Source organism: Polaromonas sp. P3_A5 (genome assembly GCF_056403055.1).
The window spans coordinates 3,441,500-3,463,067 of record NZ_JBFUGF010000001.1; the positions used below are offsets into that span (position 1 = coordinate 3,441,500).

A 21,568-nucleotide genomic window follows, 5' to 3' on the forward strand; every position below is an offset into this window, starting at 1 on the left:
ACAATAGCCCCATGTCAGCCAATTCCCCCACTCCTTTTGCAGGGCCGCACCTGCTGCTTCCCTTTGCGGCCTGCAGTGCACAGGCCTGGCTGCCCACGATGAAAGCGCTGCCGGCCGACAGCACGCGCAACCTCAAGCAGCTGCTCAAGGGCATGAAGTCAGTACACACTGATACGGCAGATGCACACACGCTGTCGCCGCCGCACGAGCGAGCCTTGGGCCTGGCGCTGGGGATTGCCGCCGCGGATACGCCTGACGGGCTGATTCCGTGGGCCGCGCAGGATGCGGCGCAGCATCTGCAAGCCGACACCGACAAGGCCTGGGCGTGGATAACGCCCTGCCACTGGGCCATGGGCCGCGAACACGCCACGTTGACGGACCCTGCTGCGCTGGGCCTGACCGAAGCCGAATCCCGCACCTTGCTGGCGGCCATGCAGCCTTACTTTGAAACCGACGGCATCACGATGCACTATGTGCCCGCACTGGGGCCCGAGCGCTGGCTGGCCGAGGGCGAGCTGTTTCGCACCCTGCCCACCGCGTCACTCGACCGGGTCATGGGCCGCAATGTGGACCCGTGGCTGCCCGGCGGGAAGACTGAGGCCAAGGGCAGCATCGCCCGGAAGATGAAGCTGCTGCAAAACGAAATGCAGATGCTGCTCTACACGCATGCGCTGAACGATGAACGCGCCGAGCGCCGCCAGCTACCGGTCAATTCTTTCTGGCTGAGCGGCAGCGGGGCCCTGCCCGCCGGGTATGAACCTGCCAGCCAGGCGCCGACCGTGCCGCGCAGCCTGGCGCAAGCCGTTTTTGCTGATGACTGGCAGGCCTATGCCCAAGCCTGGGCCGCACTGGATGCCGGCGAGATGGCGCAGCTGCTGGCCCGCCAACGCGCAGGCGAGGCCGTGCGGCTGACGCTGTGTGGCGAGCGCGGCTGGCAGACGTTTGAAACGCACCAGGCCGGCCTGTTGGCCAAAATTTCGAACCTTTTGATGCCGCAGCCCTTATGGTACTTGCGCGACCAGCTATAAAAAAGATAGTAAACACACATGAAAATACAGGTACGCGACGTGCCCCCGCGCAGCGTCTGGGCGCTGCAGCAGGCCGGCATTCACCCGCTGCTGGCGCAGCTGTACGCCGCGCGCGGCGTGAATGCGGCAGATGAGCTGGACGACGGCCTGGCCCGGCTGCTGCCGCCCGCTTCACTGCACGGCGCTGCCGAGGCGGCGCGCCTGCTGGCCGACGCGATGGCGGCCGGCAAAAAAATCTGTGTGGTGGCCGACTACGACTGTGACGGCGCCACCGCCTGCGCCGTGGCATTGCGCGGCCTCAAGCTGCTGGGTGCGCAGCATGTCAGCTACCTGGTGCCCGACCGCGTGACCGACGGCTACGGCCTCACGCCGCCCATTGCAGAGCGGGTGAAGGCCGCTGGCGCCGATGTGCTCGTGACGGTAGACAACGGCATCGCCAGCATCGACGGCGTGGCGCGTGCCCGCGCCCTGGGCATGCAGGTGCTGGTGACTGACCACCACCTGCCCGCGCTGAAAGACGGTGAAGTGGTGCTGCCCGAGGCCGACGTGATCGTCAACCCGAACCAGCCTGCCTGCACGTTTGAAAGCAAATCGATTGCCGGTGTGGGCGTGATGTTTTATGTGCTGCTGGCGCTGCGGGCCGAGTTGCGCGAACGTGGTGCCTTTAATGCAGCCACACAACCCAAGCTTGATACGCTGCTGCCCCTGGTGGCGCTCGGCACCGTAGCCGACGTGGTAAAACTGGACGCCAACAACCGCCGGCTGGTGGCGCAGGGCCTCAAGCGCATACGCACGGGCCATCTGCCTGCAGGCCTGGCCAGCTTGTTCAAGGCGGCGGGCCGGCAGGCGCCGGTCGCCACCACCTTTGACTTTGCGTTTGCGCTGGGCCCGCGCATCAATGCGGCAGGCCGGCTCAGCGACATGACGCTGGGCATTGAATGCCTGCTGACCGACGACCCGGCGCGCGGCGACGAGCTGGCGCAAATGCTGGACGGCATCAACCGCGAACGCCGCGACATTGAGGCCGGCATGCGCGAGCAGGCGCAACTGGCGGCCGACGCGATGATTGATGAAGACGAGGAGCCGCCGCCGGCGATTGCCATCTTCGACCCTGAGTTCCATGAAGGCGTGGTCGGTATCGTGGCCTCACGCGTCAAGGACAAGCTGCACCGCCCGACGTTCGTGTTTGCCGCCAGCCAGGCCGACGGCAAAGAGCACGAGCTCAAGGGCTCGGGCCGCTCGATTCCCGGCTTTCACCTGCGCGACGCGCTCGATTTGGTGGCCAAGCGCCACCCCGGCGTGCTGCTGCGCTTTGGCGGCCACGCCATGGCGGCCGGCTGCACCATTGCCGAAGAGCACTTTGAAGTGTTTGAAAGCGCGTTGCAGCAGGTGGCGCACGAATGGCTGGACGCCGCCACGCTGACGCGCCGCATGGACACCGACGGCCCGCTGCCGGCCGAATACCGCCGCACCGACGTGGTCGACACGCTGCACAAGGAAGTCTGGGGCCAGGGGTTTGCAGCCCCCACCTTCAGCGAAGTGGTGGAAGTCGTGTCGCAGCGGCTGGTGGGTGAGAAACACCTGGCGCTCAAGCTCAAGCACCAGGGCCAGCCGGTCGACGGCATCTGGTTTGGCCACACCGAATCGCTGCCCGCGCGGGTGAAGCTGGCCTTCCGGCTGGATGCGGACGAATGGCAGGGCGTGAAGCGGGTGCGGTTTCTGGTGGAAGCGGCTGAGCTCTGACGGCCCGCTACCTCAAAGCCCTGGGTTTCTTAAGCGAATCGGGGTTTTGGCCAATAAGGGTGTGCGCAAGCAGCTCCTGAATTGATAGCAAACAGGGATACTTCAAGGGTTTCATCTGTTTACCCAAAAAGGCATAAGCCTTTACTCCAATTGAGAGTAATTCTCATTTAAGATGGGTTTTGCCCTTTTATCGGCTGATGCTTCGTTTGCCTCTTCGATTGCATATCGTTCGTTTGTTGACGAGGGCGCCTTCATCTTATGGAGCCCCGACATGCAAGGACCCTGTACCTCTCTGCCCGGCCTTGACCGGGAACACCGCGCCCTGCTCGCCCAGTACGGCGAGATCCAGAAGCGCTGCAGCACGGTGATTGCCGTGCAGGCCGCGGAAATCTCGCGCCTGCAATCCCAGGCGGTGCGCCTGCGTGCGGCGGCGATGGTGCGGGAGACGGCGCTGGCCTGGGAGCGTGAAGACCGGCAGGCCGTGGAGGCGGCCATCCCCGGCCTGCCCAAACGGCTGACGCTGGCGCGCCGGGTGGAGTGGCTGATGGGCCGTGTCCATGATTTGCAGGGTTTGGTGCGGGAACGCCTGGGCCGGCAAAAGAACACGGCGGCCCCGGCCACGCTGGCGGCGGCTTTATCAGCTTCGCAAGCCACAGCCGCCCTGCATGAAAAGTCGGTGCTGTGCGTGGGCGAGCAAGGCGCCGGCACCACCGCAGCCCGGCGTGTTGTTGAAATGGCTGGCGGGCACTTTTTGCACCATGCGGGTGACGACCTGCAGGACGCAGCCGCACTGGAGGCCAGCCTGGTCGCCGCCGACCTGGTGATCTGCCAGACCGGCTGCGTGAGCCACGACGCCTACTGGCGCGTGCAGGACCACTGCCGGCGCACCGGCAAGCAGTGTGTGCTGGTGGGCCAGCCGCAGGCCATGCAGTTTGTGCGCAGCCGGCAGGCGCCTGGCCTGCCAATCACTCCAGAAACCCAGAATATCAAGTCAAAAACGGCTCCAGCCTTTTAAGAGCTTGCGCGAGCAGCTATTGATTTAATAGCACCTCAGCAAGTTCTGCCGATGTCACTGCAACGCAAACTCACCGCCACGCGCAATCGCACGCTGGTAGGCGGGCCTGGCGTGGATGCGTGCCAGGAAATCCATCAGCCTGGGCCGGCTCTCGTTAAGCCCGCCGCGCGCGGCAGCCGCCTCCAGCGGAAAGCTCATCTGGATGTCTGCGCCGCTGAACTCGGCGCCGGAAAACCAGTCGCTTTGGCCCAACGACATTTCCAGGTAATCCAGGTGCTGCCGCAGTTGCGGCTCGATAAACGTCTTCTTGACTTTGCCGGCAATGGCGCGGGCTATCGGCTTGGCGAAGAACGGCATGGGAGAGTTTTCCACCTTGTCGAACACCAGCTTGAGGAGCAGCGGCGGCATGGCCGAGCCTTCGGCGTAATGCAGCCAGTAGGTGTAGCGCAGGTGCGCAGGCGTGCCGGCCTCGGGCGCCAGGCGGCCGGCGCCGTAGCGCGCCACCAGGTATTCAATGATGGCACCCGACTCGGCCAGCGTGAACTCACCATCGGTGATCACCGGCGATTTTCCCAGCGGGTGCACCGCGCGCAGTGAAGGCGGCGCCAGCATGGTTTTGGGGTCGCGCTGGTAGCGCTGGATTTCATAGGGCAGGCCCATCTCTTCCATCAGCCAGAGGATGCGTTGCGAGCGGGAATTGTTGAGGTGATGCAGGGTGATCAAGTGCGGCTCCATAAGACGGAAGCGCTGATGGTAGGCCATGGATTGCTGGCTTCAAGCTCCGGCGGCGACAGGAAGAAAACCTGAAAAGGGCAGGTGGCAGCCCAGGGTGGGCACCCCAGACCTGACAGCCGGAAGTTTCAGGAACTTCTGGTTACAGCATGCACCAGCATGGCAGGCAGGCACGGCTTCTTCGGCACCAGAATCATGCATTTTGTACACAATCTTTATATAAATCGCATACAAAGCTGGCACAAGCCTTGCACAGAAGCTTGGCATGAACGCCCTTGCCAGCCCGCCTCCCGCCGCCATTGAAGCCATTGCGCTGACCAAACGGTACGCGCAGCAAGACAAGCCGGCAGTTGACGGCATCAACCTGCGCATTGCCAGCGGCAGCTACTGCTGCCTGCTCGGGCCTTCGGGCTGCGGCAAAAGCACGACGCTGCGCATGATGGCGGGCCACGAATCCGTTACCAGCGGCGACATCCTGCTGGAAAACCGCAACATCACCGACCTGCCCGCCGCCGGCCGCGGCACGGCCATGATGTTCCAGAGCTTCGCGCTGTTTCCGCACCTTTCAGCGCTCGACAACGTGGCCTTCAGTTTGAAGATGAAAGGCGTGGACAAGGCGGCCCGCCGCCAGCAGGCCAAAGATTTGCTGGAACGCGTGGCGATGGGCCACCTGGCCGAGCGCAAGCCGGCCGAGCTTTCCGGCGGGCAGCAACAGCGCGTGGCGCTGGCGCGCGCGTTGATCACGCAGCCGCGTGTGCTGCTGCTCGATGAGCCGCTGTCGGCGCTGGACCCTTTTCTGCGCATCCAGATGCGCGCCGAGCTGCGGCGCTGGCAAAAAGAGCTGGGGCTCACCTTTATCCACGTCACGCACTCGCAGGAAGAAGCCATGGCATTGGCCGACACCATGGTGGTGATGAACCACGGCTTGATCGAGCAAGTCGGTTCACCGCACGAAATCTACAACCGCCCCGCGAGTGAATTTGTGGCGCGCTTCATGGGCGGGCACAACGTACTAGACACACCCGCCGGCAAGATCGGCGTGCGCACCGACCACATGCAGATCACCCCGGCCGGCCAGGCCGCACCCGACGCGCCGCACAACCGCCGCGCCGTGGTGACCGACGTCGAATACCAGGGGCCCTATGTATTGCTGGGCCTGCAAAACCCGGGCGTTTCACCGACGGCCCACAGCACGGCCGAGTTGTCGGTGATGGTGCCCGAGGCAACGTTTGCGGCCCAGCCTTATGCGCCGGGCGACAGCGTGCAGCTGTCATGGGCGCCCGAGGCGGCGCACACGCTGCAGGCAGCCGTTCCTGCCTGACGCGTACAGAGGTACAGATTTTTTCCACCCGTCCCTTCGCAAGAAGATTTCCACCCAAGCCACCAGGAGTTTTCACCATGTCCGACGCTCTTCCTGATCAAAAAGACACCGCCACCGACACCACCGTGGGCGGCGTGCCGCGCCGCGCTTTGCTCAAGGGCACAGCCGGCATTCTGGCCACAGGCCTGTTCCCGGCCGTGCACGCGCAGGAAAAAATCGTGCTGCGCTACCTGGGCACCGCGGTCAACCAGGACAAGGCGATTGCCGAGAAGTTCAAGGCCGACACCGGCATCACGATTCAGTACGTGGCCGTGACCACCGACGACGTGACCAAGCGCGCCGTGACCGCGCCCAACAGCTTTGACCTGATCGACACCGAGTACTTCTCGCTGAAGAAAATCGTGCCCACCGGCAACTTGAAGGGCATTGACACCAAGCGCATCAAGAACGCCGACAAGATCACCTCGCTCTTCACCACCGGCACCGTGGCCGGCAAGGCCGTGGGCGACCAGGGCACCGCACCCAAGAAGGTAATTTATCTGGAAGGCGAAAAAAGCAAGGTCTTCGCCAAGAGCCCGACGCAGTTCATGTCGCTCATTCCCACGGTGTACAACGCCGACACGCTGGGCATTCGCCCCGATTTGATCAAGCGCCCCATCACCTCCTGGGCCGAGCTGCTGAACCCCGAGTTCAAGGGCAAGGCGGCCATCCTGAACATCCCGTCGATCGGCATCATGGACGCCGCCATGGTGGTGGAAGCCAAAGGCATCTACAAGTACCCGGACAAGGGCAACATGACCAAGAAGGAGATCGACCTGACGATCGCCACCTTGATCGAAGCCAAGAAGGCCGGGCAGTTCCGCGCACTGTGGAAAGACTTCAATGAGTCGGTCAACCTGATGGCCTCGGGCGAAGTGGTGATCCAGTCGATGTGGAGCCCCGCCGTGACGGCCGTGCGCACCAAGGGTATTGCCTGCAACTTCCAGCCGCTGAAAGAAGGCTACCGCGCCTGGGCCGCCGGCTTCGGCTTGCCTGCCACGCTGTCGGGCAAGAAGCTGGACGGTGCGTATGAGTTCATCAACTGGTTCCTCGACGGCTGGGCCGGCGCTTACCTGAACCGCCAGGGTTATTACAGTGCCGTGCTGGAAACCGCCAAGGCCAAGATGGAAGCGTATGAGTGGGCCTACTGGATGGAAGGCAAGCCGGCCTCGCAGGACATCAAGAGCCCGAATGGCGATGTACTGGCCAAAACCGGCGCGGTGCGCGACGGCGGCAGTTATGAAGCGCGCATGGGCGGCATCGCCTGCTGGAATGCGGTCATGGACGAGAACAATTACATGGTGCAGAAGTGGAATGAGTTCGTCGCAGCCTAAAAATTGGCACACCCCTGTTGACGCTCACTTCGTGTAGCGTCCTCTCCCCTTGCAGGGGACGACACTTGCGGCCCGGCAAAGCCGGTTCCGCGGTGTCCTGGAACAGGCTTCGCTTCGCTTGCCCTTGGTAGCTCATTTTTTTACTTTTGGATATTTATGGGTGCTCCTGCTGTTGCTGCGCATTCCGCTCCGGTCAAGGCGCCGGGGCGCGGCCTTGCGGCCTGGTGGCAGGCTACGCCGTTGACGGCGGTGTTTGTGGTGTTCTTTCTGGTTCCGCTGGCGCTGGTGTTGATGGTGAGCTTTTGGGACTTCAATGAGTATGAGTTGCTGCCGGGCTTTACGCTGAAGAATTACTTCGCCATCTTTGAAGGTTGCGGCAACACCTCGGAGCTGTGCGTCACTTTCAAAACCTATTTGTCGACCTTCAAGTTCAGTTTCCTGGTCTGGTTGATCACGCTGGTGACGGGGTTTTCGGTGTCGTACTTTCTGGCTTTTTATGTGCGCTCGCAAAGCGTGCAGACGCTGTTGTTTGTGCTGTGCACGATCCCGTTCTGGACGTCCAATGTGATCCGTATGATCTCGTGGGTGCCGCTGCTGGGCCGCAATGGCCTGGTGAACCAGAGCCTGACGGGCCTGGGCATCGTGAACCAGCCTGTCGAGTGGTTGCTGTTTTCGGATTTTTCGGTGGTGCTGGCGTTTGTGCACCTCTACACCATGTTCATGATCGTGCCGATCTTCAATTCGATGATGCGCATAGACCGCAGCCTGATCGAAGCGGCCAACGACAGCGGCGCCTCGGCCTGGCAAACGCTGTGGAACGTCATCGTGCCGCTGTCGCGCACGGGCATCATCATCGGCTCGATTTTTGTCATCACCATCGTGATGGGCGACTTCGTGACCATCGGCGTCATGGGCGGCCAGCAGATCGCCTCCATCGGCAAGATCATCCAGGTGCAGACTTCTTACCTGCAGTTTCCGCTGGCGGCGGCCAATGCGGTGATCCTGCTGGCTATTGTGCTGATGATCATCTGGGCGTTGACCCGCCTCGTCGACATCAGAAAGGAACTGTGATGAACGACAAACGCACCGCCGGCTTCTGGTTCCTGGCCGCATTTTTTGCACTGTTTGTGCTGTTCTTATACGGCCCGATGTTTGTCATCGTGGTGCTGAGTTTTCAGGGGCCTGAAGGGGGACTGACGTTTCCGCTGCGCGGTGTGTCGCTGCACTGGTTTTACAAACTGGCCGAAGGGCTTGGCGTGGTGGACATTGGCGCGGCGCTCAAGCGCTCGCTGGGCCTGGGCCTGGCCGTGATGGCTTTCACGGTGGTGCTGTCGGTGCTGGCCGGCCTGGCGTTTCGCAAGAAGCTCGCGGGCGGCAACACGCTGTTTTTTGTGGTGGTGGCCAGCCTGATCATGCCGTCCATCATCGTGTCGCTGGGCATTGGCCTGGAGTTTCGCCTGCTCGACACCGGCGTCAAGAAAGCGCTGGAGGCTTTCGGCATGGCCGAGGCGCTGGAAGGGTATGGCACGTCGCTGGGCTTGTTCACCTCGGCGCTGGGCGCGCACCTGACCTGGACGCTGCCCTTTGGCCTCTTGATCATGTTTGCGATTTTCAACCGCTTCAACCCGGCTTATGAAGAAGCCGCGCGCGACCTGGGCGCCACGCCGTGGCAGGGTTTCCGGCATGTGGTGCTGCCGCTGATCGCACCGTCGGTGGTGGGCATCGGCATGTTTGGTTTTACCCTGAGCTGGGACGAAATCGCCCGCACCTCGCAGGCCATCGGCGACGTGAACACCCTGCCGCTGGAGCTGCAGGGGCTGACCACCACCGTCACCACGCCGTCCATTTATGCTCTGGGTACCGTCACCACTGTGGTGTCGTTGCTGGTCATGGCGCTGGCCCTGGGCCTGGCCTGGTGGCTGGGCCGCCGGCAAAAGAAAGGCACCCGATGAGCGAGGCAACGCCCGTAACCCAGGCACCCCCCCTGACCGACAGCGAAATGTATGAGCGCGTGATCTCGGCCATCCTGGACCACCGCCTGCCGCCGGGCACCAAGCTGGTCGAAGACAAGCTGGCCGGTGCCTTCGGCGTGTCGCGCACGCGCATACGCCCGGTGCTGGTGCGCCTGGCCAATGAACAGGTCGTTACCCTCATCCCCAACCGCGGCGCCACCGTGGCCCAACCCACCGAGCAGGAGGCGCGCGAAGTCTTCGAGGTGCGCCGGCTGATTGAACCCACGCTGGTGGAGCTCTTCATTGCCAAGGCGAGCGAGGCCGACATGCAACAGCTCAAACGCTGCATCGACGACGAGGAAGCCGCGCGCCTGGCCGGCGACATGCACCGCGCGATCCGCCTGTCGGGCGACTTTCACCTGCAGATCGCCGAACGCGCGGGCCACCAGACGCTGGGCCGCATCCTGCGCGAGCTCACCTCGCGCACGTCACTGATTTTGATGACCTACAGCACATCCCACAAGGACAGCCGCGACGAAGCCGCCGCCTGCGGCTGCCGCGAGCACCGCAAGCTGCTGGACGCGATTCGCCTGCGCGACGTCCAGGAAGCCGCGCGCCACATGCGCGAACACCTGACGCGGCTGGAGTCGCAGCTGCAGTTCACGCCGCCGGCGGATGATGCGCCCGACCTGTCCACGCTGTTTAGTTGATGGCCCCCACGCTTTTCACTTCGAGCCTGCGGCGCGCTGCCCCTTTCCTCTCGTATTGGGGCCGCCCGCTTGCGGCCCGGCAAAGCCGGTTCAGCGGGGACTACCAGCAGGGGCCGCGGGACTGGCTTCGCCAGACCGCAGGCGCCGCCCCCTTGAGGGGGGAACAGGCTACACGCAGTGAGCCTGGACAGGGGTGAATTCTTAACCATGCGTAAGCTATTGGTCATTAATCCAAACACGTCGACTTCGGTCAGCGCCTTGCTGCAGACCCACGTACAAGCCGCCGCCGGGCTGCACGTGCAGGTGCGCACCGTCACCGCGCGCTTCGGCGCGCCCTATATCTCGGATGAAGCCAGTTACGCCGTCGCCTCTCACGCCACGCTGGACGCCTGGGCCGCTGCGCTGGCCGGCACAGGTGAAACGGGTGGCGCACCAGAAACACCTGACGCGGTGCTGATCGGCTGCTTTGGCGACCCAGGCCTGCTGGCGTTGCGCGAAAGCAGCCCGGTGCCGGTCACCGGCCTGGCCGAGGCGGCGTTTATCGAGGCGGCGCGCCACGGACGCTTTGCCATCGTCACCGGGGGCGAGCGCTGGGGGCCCATGCTGCAGCGGCTGGCCCAGGCGCTGGGCCATGCGCCTTCGCTGGCCGGCATCCACACCGTTGCCCCGACCGGTGCACAGCTTGCGGCCGACCCTGCCGCCGCGCGCACCCTGCTCGCCCAGGCCTGCCGCGACGCGGTGCGCCAGCTGGGCGCGCAGGCCGTCATTCTGGGTGGTGCAGGCCTGGCAGGCATGGCCGCGACCCTGCAACCCGGGGTGAGCGTGCCGCTGATCGACAGCGTGCTGGCCGGCGCCCACTGGGCCCTGCGCAGCCATGCACCGCCACCGCAGCGCAGCCAGCCGGGCTTCGACGTGCCGTGGGAGAAACTCTCGCCGGAGCTCACTGCTTTGGGGCTTTAAGGCTGTAGCCCAACAGGAACGGGCGCAAGCAGCTATATATTTCATAGCAGCCGGTCATTTCAAGCGTAGTGGCGCATATCAGGCGAGGCAGGGAACGCTATTAAATTTATAGCTGATCGCGCTTGCCTATATTGGTCTGGCGGCCTGAAACATCTCAAAACCGCCTTCAGTGCAAGGGCATCGCGCGCACGCGCAAAGCGAGCCTTCTGGGGTCAGGGAGATTGCACCCGGCCTGCACCAATACCCCGCAAAGCCTAAAATGGCTCAGTGACTCCCAAAAACATCCTGAATGCCGACCTGCACTGCCACTCTGTGGTGTCAGACGGCACGCTGACACCGGAGGCACTGGCTGAACGGGCCAAGGCCAACGGGGTCGAACTCTGGGCCCTGACAGACCACGACGAAATAGGCGGCCAGCACCGTGCCGCCGCCGCTGCCAAAGCGCAGGGCATGCACTACCTCACGGGCACCGAGGTGTCCGTGACCTTCGCGGGGCAAACGGTCCACATTGTTGGCCTGGGCTTCGACGCCAACGACCCTGCGATGCAACAAGGCCTGCGCAATACGCGCGGCGGCCGTGAACAGCGAGCCATGGAGATGTCGGACTCGCTGGCCAAGGTCGGCATCATGGGTGCTTACGAAGGTGCATTGAAGTTTGTCGGCAACCCCGAGCTCATTTCACGCACACACTTTGCCCGCTTCCTGGTGGAATCCGGCGTGTGCCGCGAAACACCTGAGGTCTTTCGCAAATACCTGACCGAAGGCAAGCCCGGCTATGTGCCCCACCGCTGGGCCAACCTGCGCGACGCCGTCACCTGGATCACCGAGGCCAAGGGCATTGCCGTGATTGCGCACCCGGGCCGCTACAAGTTCACCCCCAACGAGGAATACGCCTTGTTCACCGAGTTCAAGTCCCATGGCGGGCGTGGCGTGGAGGTTGTCACCGGCAGCCACACGCCGCAGGAATACCTCAAATACGCCGAAACGGCGAAAGAGTTCGGCCTGGCCGCTTCGCGCGGCAGCGACTTCCACAGCCCCGACGAAAGCCACACCGACCTGGGTACCCTGCCATTCCTGCCTGGCGAACTGACACCGGTGTGGGAGCTGCTGGTGGACCGCATCCAGTGATGGCCGGCCCCGCGAGAAAAACCTCTCCTGCCCTGACCGGCATTGCGCTTCTGGTAGCCGCCATGGCCTGCTTCGCCGCGCTGGACACCACCACCAAACGGATATCGCTGAGCGTGCCCATCCTGATGGCGCTGTGGTTTCGCTATGCGTTCCAGGCCGTGGCCACGACCGTGGTGATGCTTCCTGCGCGCGGGCGAACGCTGTTTCGAACGGCGCATCCCAGGTTCCAGCTTTTACGCGGCGTACTGCTGCTGACCAGCAGCGGGTTGGCGTTTTTCAGCCTCAAATACATGCCCGTGGGCGAGTTCACGGCCATCATCATGATCACGCCGCTGGTCATCACCCTGCTGGCATCGCTACAGCTGGGTGAGCGCGTACCGGCGTTGCGCTGGGGGCTGGTCCTGGGAGGCTTTGCCGGTGCGCTGATCATCATCCGGCCGGGAAGCTCCGGCTTTGACTGGACGCTGCTGCTACCGCTGAGCCTGGTGGTGTCCAATGCCTGGTTCCAGATTTTGACCAGCCGCCTGGCCCGTACCGAAGACCCGGCGACCATGCACTTCTACACCGGCTGGGTGGGCACGCTCATCGCCTCGCTGGCCCTTCCCTTTGTCTGGACTTCGCTGGATTCCTGGGTGCTTTGGGCCTGCCTGTGCCTGATGGGTTTCCTCGGAGCCGTCGGGCACTTCATGATGATTCTTGCCTATGCGCGCACCACTGCATCAACCCTGACGCCGTTCCTTTACGCCCAAATCGGTTTTGCCATGCTGGGCGGATGGCTGATCTTTTCCCATGTTCCGGATCAGTGGTCGCTGCTCGGCATTGCCATGATTACCGTGTGCGGAGCCACTGGCGCCTGGCTTGCGGTACGCGAGAGCCGCATCATCATTGAACCCACCGAATCCTGAACCCCAAGCCGGCGGCAAACCTGTATGGCACAGTTTTTTGAAGTTCACCCCGAAAACCCGCACACCCGCCTGCTCAAGCAGGCGGTGGCGCTGCTTGAACGCGGCGGCATTGTGGCCGTGCCAACCGACTCCAGCTATGCGCTGGTATGCCACCTTGACGACAAGACCGCGGCCGACAGCCTGCGCCGTATTCGCGGCGTCGACGACAAGCATCACCTCACCCTGCTCTGCCGCGACCTGAGCGAGCTGGCGAACTACGCGCGGGTGGACAACAAACAATTCCGGCTGCTCAAGGCCGCCACGCCAGGGCCCTACACCTTCATCCTCGAAGCCAGCAAAGAAGTGCCGCGCCGCGTGAGCCACCCGTCGCGCAAGACCATAGGGCTGCGCGTGCCCGAACACAAGGTGCTGCAGGCACTGCTGGAGCTGCATGGCGCGCCGCTGCTGGCTACCACGCTGATCCCCCGGGACGGCACCGTGCCGTTGAACGACGCGCACGAAATCCGCGAGCTGCTGGAGCATGAGCTGGCTGCCGTGATCGATGCAGGCGCCTGCCACCAGGAGCCGACCACGGTGATCGACCTGACGGCCATGGGCGACGGCGGCGAGCCTGTCGTGGTGCGGCAGGGCCGGGGCGAGCTGGCCGTGCTGGGTCTTTAGCGAGCCAAACGGGATTCTGGTCACATGCCTCTCCTTCCCCTTCAAGCAGGGGCCGCGGAACCGGCTTTGCCGGGCCGCAGGCGCAGCGGCCCCCTTCGGGGGGCAGGGAGCTACACGAAGTGAGCGACCGTGGGGGTCATAATTCGGCATGGATATCGCCAACCTGATTCAAACCGTCGCCATCTACGCGCTGCCGGTGCTGTTCGCCATTACCGTGCACGAAGCTGCGCATGGGTATGTGGCTCGCTATTTCGGTGACAACACCGCCTGGATGCTGGGCCGTGTCACGCTGAACCCCGTAAAGCACATCGACCCCCTCGGCACCATCGTCATGCCGCTGCTGCTGTATTTCGCCACCTCAGGCACCTTTCTGTTCGGCTACGCAAAACCGGTACCCGTCAATTTCGGAAATTTGCGCAAACCCAAACGCGACATGATCTGGGTCGCACTTGCGGGCCCCGCCGCCAACTTCATACAGGTCGTACTTTGGGCCGTGTTGTATGCGGTACTGGTCAACGCCGGTGTCCAGGAGCCGTTTTTCCTGGTCATGTGCCAGGCTGGCGTACTGGTCAATCTCGTGATGTGGGCCTTCAATCTTTTTCCTTTGCCTCCGCTTGATGGCGGCCGCATCCTGGTGGGCCTGCTGCCGTGGAAGCAGGCTCAGTTTGTCGCCCGCCTCGAACCATGGGGGTTTTTCATCGTCATGGGGCTCGTTCTCCTTGGCATCGTCAGCGCTTACTGGCTCTGGCCACTGGTGGTGCTGGGATACAGCTTGCTGGATCTGATCAACCTCCCCATTTCATTGCCCCCAAGATTGTCATGAATACACCGTCCCCCACCCGTTTCCTCACCGGCATCACCACCACCGGTACGCCCCACCTGGGCAACTATGTCGGCTCGATCCGGCCGTCGGTCCAGGCCAGCTTTCGCGACGATGTCCGCAGCTTTTACTTCCTGGCCGACTACCACGCATTGATCAAATGCGATGAACCCGCGCGCATCCAGCAGTCCACACTCGAGATCGCGGCGAGCTGGCTGGCCGCCGGGCTGGACGCGGAGCGCGTGACGTTCTATCGCCAGTCCGATATCCCGGAAATCCCTGAGCTCACCTGGCTGCTGACCTGCGTCACGGGCAAGGGCGTGCTCAACCGTGCCCATGCCTACAAGGCCTCTGTCGACAAGAACGAGGCGGCCGGCAACGACCCTGACGCTGACGTCACCGCCGGCCTCTTCATGTACCCGGTGCTGATGGGCGCGGACATCCTGCTGTTCAAGACGCACAAGGTGCCGGTGGGGCGCGACCAGATCCAGCACATCGAAATGGCGCGCGACATGGCGCAGCGCTACAACCACCTGTACGGTGAGCACCTGGTGCTGCCCGAAGCGGTGGTGGAGGAATCAGTCGCGCTGCTGCCCGGGCTGGATGGACGCAAGATGAGCAAGAGCTATGACAACACGATTCCGCTTTTCACCCCACGCGAGCAGATGCGCAAGCTGATCGCCGGCATCCTCACCGATTCACGCGCACCGGGCGAACCCAAGGAAGTCGAGGGCTCGGCGCTGTTCCAGATTTACCAGGCCTTTGCGAGCGCGGACGAAACCCAGGCCCTGCGCAAGGCCTATGCCGAAGGCATTGCCTGGGGCGATGCCAAACAGCTGCTGTTCGAGCGCATTGACCGTGAAGTAGTGCCCATGCGCGAGCGATACCACGACCTCATCAGCGACCCGGCAAAGATCGAGGCGACCTTGCAGGCGGGTGCGCAGAAGGCGCGCGCGGAGGCCACGCCTTTCATGGGCGAGTTGCGTCGCGCCGTTGGTTTGCGCAACCTCGCGATAAAGCCGGCTGGCACGTCGAAAGGGAAGTCAGTCAAAAGTGTTGCTCCGGCCTTCAAGCAATACCGTGAGAAGGACGGCCAGTTCTATTTCAAGCTGCAGGACGCTGATGCCAAGGTGCTTTTGCAGAGCCAAGGCTTTGAATCTCCCCGTGAAGCCGCGCTGATAATTTCCACCCTGCAGAACGAAGGGGCCGGTGCGCTTGCTGCACTGCAAGATAAGCTTCAAATCTTGCCCGGTATCGAGGCAGCCGAGGTGGAAACAGCGCTACGTTTCTTTGCACCTGTAACTCCCTGAGTTGCGGTATTAAGCAATTTGGGCCAGGGGCTTTGATCATGCGCGGCGGCCTTCGACAGAATCACATTGGTACGAAAGACTTATTCATTGTTGTTTTAGGGTATTACCACCCTGAAAAAATACCGCAATTTCAAGTTTATTAGTGCCCCAAAGTTGACATTCACCAGTTATGCTCGATAGCTGACAGGAACGATACTTCAGACGTGAACTAATGAGTATTTTTGTAATAGATGACCATCCGCTGATGCGCGAAGCGGTTGTCATGTTGATTCGCCGCCTTAGCAGCAAAGCCACTGTGACCGAGCTGGACCGGCTCGCCGCGGTAATGCCTGCCGTGCAGCAACACGGTGTCCCCGAACTCATCTGCCTCGACTTGAGGTTGCCTGACACCAATGGTGTTTCGGGCGTGCGTGAGCTCAAACACCAATTCCCCAATGTGCCGCTGGTAGTGCTGTCGGCCGCGCCGGCCCAGGACTACGAGGACTTGTCCATCGAGGCAGGTGCCGATGCCTACATCCAGAAGTCTGCGGGGGCCACCGAGATATCGAACGTCCTGCGCGTCTTCCTGAGTGAAGAACTCGACCCGGAGCCATCCACCCCAACGGAAAAACTGTCCAAGCGGCAAAAGCAGTTGCTGGTCATGCTCGACAAGGGCATGAGCAACCGCGACATCGCCGAAGAGCTGCAGATCAGCGAGCACACGGTGAAAGTGCATTTGTGGCGGCTGTTCCGGCGCCTGAATGTCAAGAGCCGCTCGCAGGCCAGCCACCTGGCGCGCACCCAGGGCTTGCTCTAGCAAGACCGGGCAACACTGGGCCGGGTAACACTGGGCCAGGTCACTGGCCCGGCGTGCGCAACTCCACCCAGAAGACGCTGCCACGCCCGCTCCTGGAGGCAAGCCTCACAGGATGCCCCAGCGCCTCACTCAGGCGCGAAACGATGGCCAGGCCCAACCCAAAACCTTCTTCGGTACCCTGCAGGGGAATCCGGTAGAACTCCTGAAAGATCGCCTTCTGGTGCTCTTTCGCGATGCCCACACCGGTGTCCCATATCTCGATGCATGGCACCCCGCGCCGCCGGCGCACAGCCAGCAGCACACCGCCTCGATGCGTGTTGCGCAGTGCGTTCGACAACAGGTTGCCGACCAGCCGCTGAAGCAGCACGGGGTCGGACCTTACCTGCCCCGCCGCAGGGCGAATCCTGAGGCGCAGGTTTCGCTCCCGCGCGAAGGGCGCGTATTGCGCCTCCAGATCCTGCACCAGCCCCGCCAGGTCTACGGCCTGCAGGTTGACCCGCAGTGGGCTGGACTCCAGCCCCGCCAGGTCGAAGAGGGAGTTGAACAGGTCGTTGACCGCCTTGGTGGACCGGACGATCTTGGGTGCTATCTGCGCTACGAATTCTGGCTCGGCAGCCAGCCAGCCGGCGTACAGGTCCAGGGCATGCACCGGCTGACGCAGGTCATGCGCGGCGCTGGCGATAAAACGGTTCTTGATCTCGATGGCCTCAAGGGCGGCACGGCTTTTTTCAGTCAACGATCTGATCAGTTCGGAGTTGTCGTACTGCAGTTCGAGGTTGGCACGCTGCACCTGGTGAAAGCGCTGGCCCGACACGCGAATGACCACCCAGTAAATCACGATCAGCACCACCATACCCCAGGTATTGAACGTGGAAGAAATTCCTCTTTCCAGCATCAGCTGGTAGAAAAATACCGTCAGGGTGGAAATGCCCAGGCCGTTCACATAGCCTTTGAAGCAGGGGAGCCAGGAGGAAAAGGTGCCCACCGCAAACCCGGCCATTCCGACCAGGACGATCATGCCGAGGAACTGGTCATACACGGGCGCTTTGAGGAAGTACACAAACATCGACGCCCCCCAGACCATGGCACTCATGGGCCACGTCCACGTGTAGCGCGCCATGAATGCGCGCAACGCAGGGCCGCTGACGCCCAGCAGCGAACGCTGGTAAATGCCGATGACGCGGTACCGCACCAGGGTCACCAGCGTCGCCGCCGTTGCCCAGATGCCCAGACTGAGCAGGTCTACATGGCGGTAAAGAATCACCACCATGGACACGATCAGGACCAGTGCGGAATGCAGGGCCGGGCGGGCATACCGCATGAAGATATGGATCAACCGCATTTCCACCCAATCCTCGCGCGAGATATCTGGCGCGCCCTGGATAGGCCGGATCGCTGTGGGGTGGTCCATGGAATGCGAGTTTACGTCGCATCCGGGGCCGCAATGCCATCCGCGGCGCACGCCTGTTGCGTTGCGGTCTAGGGACTTACGCTCAGTTAAAAGTCACGCCGGCCCAACGCACGCGGCCAAGCACGGAAAAATCCCGGTCTGTACTTTCGTAGCCCTGGATGTCAAACGGTTCATACGCCGGGTTGTAGCTGCTGACGCGCAATATCTTCCCGGGCAGGCGCTGCAGTTTTTTGACCAGCAAGGCGCCGTCAAGCCGTACCATGTGCACGCCCTCTGTCAGGGCATCGCGATCCCGCAAGTCAGTCAGCACTGCGTCCCTGGAATGCAGCCACGGCTCCATGGAGGCGCCCGCCACCGTGGACATGACAATGTCGTTATGGTCAATGCCCAGGTCATACCGGATGAACTGCACATCAAAGGGACGCATCGCCACGACCGACCCAAGGTCGTTGAATACGTCCCGGCCCGGCGAAGCGCGGAGGTCAAACAGGGGCGCATAGACAAACGTGCCGGTCTCGACCGCGCGCACGTCGCGCGCCACTGCCGCAGCAGCCCGGATTTCGTCTGGAGCTTCCCGGCCCAGTAGCTGCCCGGGCGTCAACCGGTATTCCCTGGCGAGTACTTCCAGCTCGAACGCATCCGGCAGGCTGTCGCCACGCTCTATGTTCCAGATGGTGTTGCGGTGAACCCCGACCGTGGCCGCAACCTCATTGATTTCCCTTGTGCCCCGGGCCATGCGGCAGCGCTGGCCAAACTGGCGCATGAAAACCGACCTGGCTTCGGTTCGCACAGACCTGGCACTCGCCTTGTCGACGGCTGCTGCGGCCTCATGCAGGTACCACGCAACGGGCTCTTCTGCCTTGACCGGCGCTGCGGCGGTAAAGGAATAGTGCTGGAGCTTGCCAGATGAGCCAGACCCCCCCACCCCTGACGCTGCTTCTTTTGTGTTCATGAACACTATTTTGTTCCCCCAAGCACAAAATGAGCAAACATAACACTCATTTAATTGGTAAAAAATACAATAAAAGTAGCACAAATTGAAACAGGCAGAAAAAAATGTTTGACTTGGCTTGTTTTGTGCTCAGAATATTAGATATGAGCACAATTAAATCGACACCCGCACAGGAAGATATGCACCCCGCCGATGTCATTGCTGCCCTCCGCAAACGCGGTACCAGTCTTCGAAAAATTGCCATGGAAAACGGTTACAGCCACATACAACGCGTGCTGACCAGCCCCTGGCTGGCGGCCGAGCAGCTCGTGGCACGCGCCCTCGACAAAAGGCCCGAGGATCTCTGGCCGTCGCGTTACCTCAATCCCGCCAGCCGGGCGCTGGCCTTTCAGCAGACGCGCAAGATCACGGTCACCATGCCGCACCAGCGCAATCAGGCTCAGCGCAAACTGGCACATGAGCTGACCGCCAACAACGCTCTCACGGATGGACCTCCGTACTCCCAACCGTAAACATCATCAGAGCGCCTGAGCGAGATCGCGACCAATCATGGGCGACCTTATCACCCACGATGTACGTGCCCTGTGGTTGCGGTTGCGCGCCACCGGTGGCTGGTGGACGCTGGCCTCGCTTCATCCTCACTGGAAACCCACGTATGAACCCAACGATGTCCAGCAAGCCATGGACATGCTGGAAGCGGGCGGCTTTGTGGAAAGCCGCCACCAGACCAGCCGGCTGAGCTACAGCGTCACCCCGGATTGCCAAACTCTGCCCGGCCTTGAGCCTGACCAGGAACCTGCCACCCTCGCGGTGACCAAATGGTCCGATTGGCCCATCCGCCGATGGGTTGACTGGCAGGCAGCCAGAAATGAATTCATCGAAAGACGAATGGCCGGTGCCGCGCTACGGCGGCCACCTCATCCACACCGACACGACATCCAGTCAACCCGATCACAAAGGAATCACATGCTGCTATCCAGCACCGGAATCAAGTTACGCGTTCATCTACGTACCCACGACGGTGAAAACGTCTTTGTAGAACTGGAAAACGAAGACATCGAGAAAGCGGCAATGGCCAAAGCCAGCGTGACCGAAGCCGAAGTTCATCCCATCAGGATGATGTGCGTTGAATTTGTGCAGGCGATGACCAGCCCATTAAACAGCGGTGACCGCCTGAAAGCGTAACCGTAGCCTGGAAGGCCTTCCGTCCTTCGCCGGTGCTGCCCTGAGGGGGCCACCGACGCCGTTGCGGCAGCCGCTCCTCCTGGGCGCAGCGGCAGTGACAGTCACCAGCACTGCGCATCCGTGCCGCCAACGTGAGCAGCAGCAAATCCATAAACCCACAGCAGCATGAGCGCATGGAACGGTTTCATGGCGCCGGCCTTGTCACATATAGTGACATGTGTTCCTGCAAACATCTCCTCTAATTGAAGGATGTGATGTTCATCGAAATATAGGAAAGTGCACAGGTAAAGCGTGGTCGGTGCAATATGGCGTGATTTTTTGCACCAATTACTTACTACAGGTCCGCACTGCTACGCTTCAGTGGGCCTCCATGAAATGTCCCATTTGAAGAGGGTACGTCATGTCACAAAAATTTCCTGACGCAGACAGCACGACCAACCGCATCAGCCTGACTAATCCGCGCGTCGTGGAGTCGTGGTGCTCCGAGTTGAAATGCACAGAGTATGAATTGCGCGTGGCGGTCTATGCGGTAGGCAGCGAACCCGACGAGATCCGCAGTTATTTTCATCGCAGCAAGGACACCTGCCAGCAATGATTGCGAGCTGAGGTTTAGCCGTCAGTATCGGGAGCCATCCCAGGCTTCTGCCGGCTGGTCATGTATCCCGGCCTCCATTCTGCGAAACGCGAGGCGATTCTCAACATCCTCGCACCACCGCTGAAATGCCTCGGGAGTCGGCGCAGGTCCAACTCCCTTTTGAAAGGCCGCCATCTTTTGCATAAACGCCATATAACGCCGCGTGCGCTCGAGCTCTTCATGCTGCTCAACTCTCACAGCGGCGCGTAGCGTTTCCATAATTCTGGAGTTAGCCATACGCCCTCTTGGGCAGTTAAGAAAACACGGATCGGGCGTGAACTTTCCTGGAAACATCAATAGGGCAGCAAGCTGGAAATTGTTAAGAATTTTTAATGTCCATGGGGGTAGCGCTTGCGTTAGAAGTTAGAAGCGCGGCCCGGCAGAGTCGGGTTTTCTTCACGGCCTGTTCCTCTCCGCGCAAATCAGGGAACCGCCTGCATTCTCGAAAAGAACACATGCATGAGGTCCGTAAACGCGTCCGCCGGTATGGCGTCTGTTCGGTGCGCATCCAGTTCGGCAATGTGCTCGAGCTCCATGGGAAGCGCTTCAAGCGCCGCCATGGAAATGCCTTTGAAAATGCGTTCCCTTGTCGTCGTGATATAGACGATTCGGCAATTGTGGTGCCGCTTGTCGGTAGCGATGCTCACATACTTCTGAAGCACCGCTTGCTCCGGGCCTTCAATTATTTGTGCAAACACGCCTCCGCCATAAACAAGAAGGCCCGTGATGCCAAGAGGCGGGTTATTTTTCCCCGCGCTCTTCAAAACGCCATTGATCGCATCCTCGTTGATGCCATCTGCGGCATCACTGATGTAGAGCAGTCTGATCATGAGGCCGTGTCCTTGAGTTGAACTTTCAGCAGGCTGGAAGCATGCGTTCCATCGCATGAGGAGCCAGAGCGCTTCAGCATACGACGAAGCCAGACGCAAAGCA

At 61.8% G+C, this 21,568-nt stretch carries 22 protein-coding genes; 18 read left to right on the forward strand and 4 right to left on the reverse strand.

Features of this window, described 5'->3' with window-relative positions:
* Positions 1-11: 11 nt before the first annotated feature.
* The 3 genes from AC1DU8_RS16440 (at position 12) to AC1DU8_RS16450 (ending at position 3,786) form a co-directional block, all read left to right on the forward strand.
* Positions 12-1,028 (forward strand): hypothetical protein, encoded by a 1,017-nt coding sequence (locus AC1DU8_RS16440; protein WP_477726992.1) that lies wholly within the window; start codon positions 12-14, stop codon positions 1,026-1,028.
* Positions 1,029-1,046: 18 nt separating this feature from the next.
* Positions 1,047-2,771: a single-stranded-DNA-specific exonuclease RecJ gene (gene recJ, locus AC1DU8_RS16445; RefSeq protein ID WP_477726993.1), complete on the forward strand. Its 1,725-nt coding sequence runs from the start codon at positions 1,047-1,049 to the stop codon at positions 2,769-2,771.
* A 433-nt stretch (positions 2,772-3,204) separates the two neighbouring features.
* A complete protein-coding gene (locus AC1DU8_RS16450) occupies positions 3,205-3,786 on the forward strand; it encodes a DUF2325 domain-containing protein (protein WP_477727063.1) in 582 nt (193 codons plus the stop codon).
* Positions 3,787-3,840: 54 nt separating this feature from the next.
* On the opposite strand, the gene AC1DU8_RS16455 is transcribed toward AC1DU8_RS16450, so the two are convergent.
* Positions 3,841-4,509 carry a glutathione S-transferase gene (locus tag AC1DU8_RS16455; RefSeq protein ID WP_477666133.1) on the reverse strand — a complete coding sequence of 223 codons (669 nt, stop codon included), beginning with the start codon at positions 4,507-4,509 and terminating at the stop codon, positions 3,841-3,843.
* A 274-nt stretch (positions 4,510-4,783) separates the two neighbouring features.
* Between AC1DU8_RS16455 and AC1DU8_RS16460 the strand changes: the two genes are divergently transcribed.
* From AC1DU8_RS16460 to AC1DU8_RS16515, 12 genes are all read left to right on the forward strand, one after another.
* Positions 4,784-5,839 carry an ABC transporter ATP-binding protein gene (locus tag AC1DU8_RS16460; RefSeq protein ID WP_477726994.1) on the forward strand — a complete coding sequence of 352 codons (1,056 nt, stop codon included), beginning with the start codon at positions 4,784-4,786 and terminating at the stop codon, positions 5,837-5,839.
* Positions 5,840-5,916: 77 nt separating this feature from the next.
* Positions 5,917-7,212 carry an ABC transporter substrate-binding protein gene (locus AC1DU8_RS16465; protein ID WP_477666131.1) on the forward strand — a complete coding sequence of 432 codons (1,296 nt, stop codon included), beginning with the start codon at positions 5,917-5,919 and terminating at the stop codon, positions 7,210-7,212.
* Positions 7,213-7,368: 156 nt separating this feature from the next.
* Positions 7,369-8,283, forward strand: a complete 915-nt coding sequence (locus AC1DU8_RS16470) for an ABC transporter permease (protein WP_477689982.1) — start codon at positions 7,369-7,371, stop codon at positions 8,281-8,283.
* Complete coding sequence (locus tag AC1DU8_RS16475) at positions 8,283-9,164, forward strand: ABC transporter permease (protein WP_477707082.1); 882 nt, start codon at positions 8,283-8,285, stop codon at positions 9,162-9,164. Before AC1DU8_RS16470 ends, AC1DU8_RS16475 begins: the two co-directional genes overlap by 1 nt.
* The gene (locus tag AC1DU8_RS16480) at positions 9,161-9,874 is read left to right on the forward strand and encodes a GntR family transcriptional regulator (protein WP_477695714.1); all 714 of its coding nucleotides are present in this window, start codon (positions 9,161-9,163) and stop codon (positions 9,872-9,874) included. The genes AC1DU8_RS16475 and AC1DU8_RS16480 overlap by 4 nt, the downstream gene beginning before the upstream one ends.
* Before the next feature lie 207 nt (positions 9,875-10,081).
* Entirely contained in the window at positions 10,082-10,834 is a 753-nt protein-coding gene (locus AC1DU8_RS16485) for an aspartate/glutamate racemase family protein (protein WP_457279558.1), read from the forward strand.
* 267 nt (positions 10,835-11,101) lie between these two features.
* Complete coding sequence (locus AC1DU8_RS16490) at positions 11,102-11,962, forward strand: 3',5'-nucleoside bisphosphate phosphatase (protein ID WP_457279559.1); 861 nt, start codon at positions 11,102-11,104, stop codon at positions 11,960-11,962.
* On the forward strand, positions 11,962-12,867 hold the full coding sequence (locus tag AC1DU8_RS16495; protein ID WP_457279560.1) for a DMT family transporter: 906 nt from the start codon (positions 11,962-11,964) through the stop codon (positions 12,865-12,867). The genes AC1DU8_RS16490 and AC1DU8_RS16495 overlap by 1 nt, the downstream gene beginning before the upstream one ends.
* Positions 12,868-12,891: 24 nt before the next feature.
* Positions 12,892-13,527, forward strand: a complete 636-nt coding sequence (locus AC1DU8_RS16500; RefSeq protein WP_477702676.1) for an L-threonylcarbamoyladenylate synthase — start codon at positions 12,892-12,894, stop codon at positions 13,525-13,527.
* Between the two features lie 148 nt (positions 13,528-13,675).
* Entirely contained in the window at positions 13,676-14,350 is a 675-nt protein-coding gene (locus AC1DU8_RS16505) for a site-2 protease family protein (protein WP_477648057.1), read from the forward strand.
* Positions 14,347-15,657, forward strand: coding sequence for a tryptophan--tRNA ligase (locus tag AC1DU8_RS16510; RefSeq protein ID WP_477726995.1), 1,311 nt, complete (start codon positions 14,347-14,349; stop codon positions 15,655-15,657). The genes AC1DU8_RS16505 and AC1DU8_RS16510 overlap by 4 nt, the downstream gene beginning before the upstream one ends.
* 211 nt (positions 15,658-15,868) lie before the next feature.
* Positions 15,869-16,453: a response regulator transcription factor gene (locus AC1DU8_RS16515; protein WP_457279564.1), complete on the forward strand. Its 585-nt coding sequence runs from the start codon at positions 15,869-15,871 to the stop codon at positions 16,451-16,453.
* A 40-nt stretch (positions 16,454-16,493) separates the two neighbouring features.
* Here AC1DU8_RS16515 and AC1DU8_RS16520 read toward each other — a convergent pair whose 3' ends face one another.
* Positions 16,494-17,864: a sensor histidine kinase gene (locus AC1DU8_RS16520; protein ID WP_457279565.1), complete on the reverse strand. Its 1,371-nt coding sequence runs from the start codon at positions 17,862-17,864 to the stop codon at positions 16,494-16,496.
* Positions 17,865-17,946: 82 nt separating this feature from the next.
* The gene (locus tag AC1DU8_RS16525) at positions 17,947-18,816 is read right to left on the reverse strand and encodes an XRE family transcriptional regulator (RefSeq protein WP_477689984.1); all 870 of its coding nucleotides are present in this window, start codon (positions 18,814-18,816) and stop codon (positions 17,947-17,949) included.
* A gap of 143 nt (positions 18,817-18,959) precedes the next feature.
* On the opposite strand from AC1DU8_RS16525, the gene AC1DU8_RS16530 reads away from it, so the two are divergent.
* The 3 genes from AC1DU8_RS16530 to AC1DU8_RS16540 all read left to right on the forward strand — a co-directional run bounded on the left by AC1DU8_RS16530 (position 18,960) and on the right by AC1DU8_RS16540 (position 20,596).
* Positions 18,960-19,328, forward strand: a complete 369-nt coding sequence (locus AC1DU8_RS16530) for a helix-turn-helix domain-containing protein (protein ID WP_457279567.1) — start codon at positions 18,960-18,962, stop codon at positions 19,326-19,328.
* Positions 19,329-19,365: 37 nt separating this feature from the next.
* A complete protein-coding gene (locus AC1DU8_RS16535) occupies positions 19,366-20,001 on the forward strand; it encodes a hypothetical protein (protein WP_477702678.1) in 636 nt (211 codons plus the stop codon).
* 400 nt (positions 20,002-20,401) lie between these two features.
* Complete coding sequence (locus tag AC1DU8_RS16540; protein WP_457279569.1) at positions 20,402-20,596, forward strand: DUF3606 domain-containing protein; 195 nt, start codon at positions 20,402-20,404, stop codon at positions 20,594-20,596.
* A gap of 461 nt (positions 20,597-21,057) precedes the next feature.
* Here the strand turns inward: AC1DU8_RS16540 and AC1DU8_RS16545 are convergent, their stop codons facing one another.
* Positions 21,058-21,465 carry a BLUF domain-containing protein gene (locus AC1DU8_RS16545; RefSeq protein WP_477666125.1) on the reverse strand — a complete coding sequence of 136 codons (408 nt, stop codon included), beginning with the start codon at positions 21,463-21,465 and terminating at the stop codon, positions 21,058-21,060.
* Positions 21,466-21,568 lie beyond the last annotated feature (103 nt).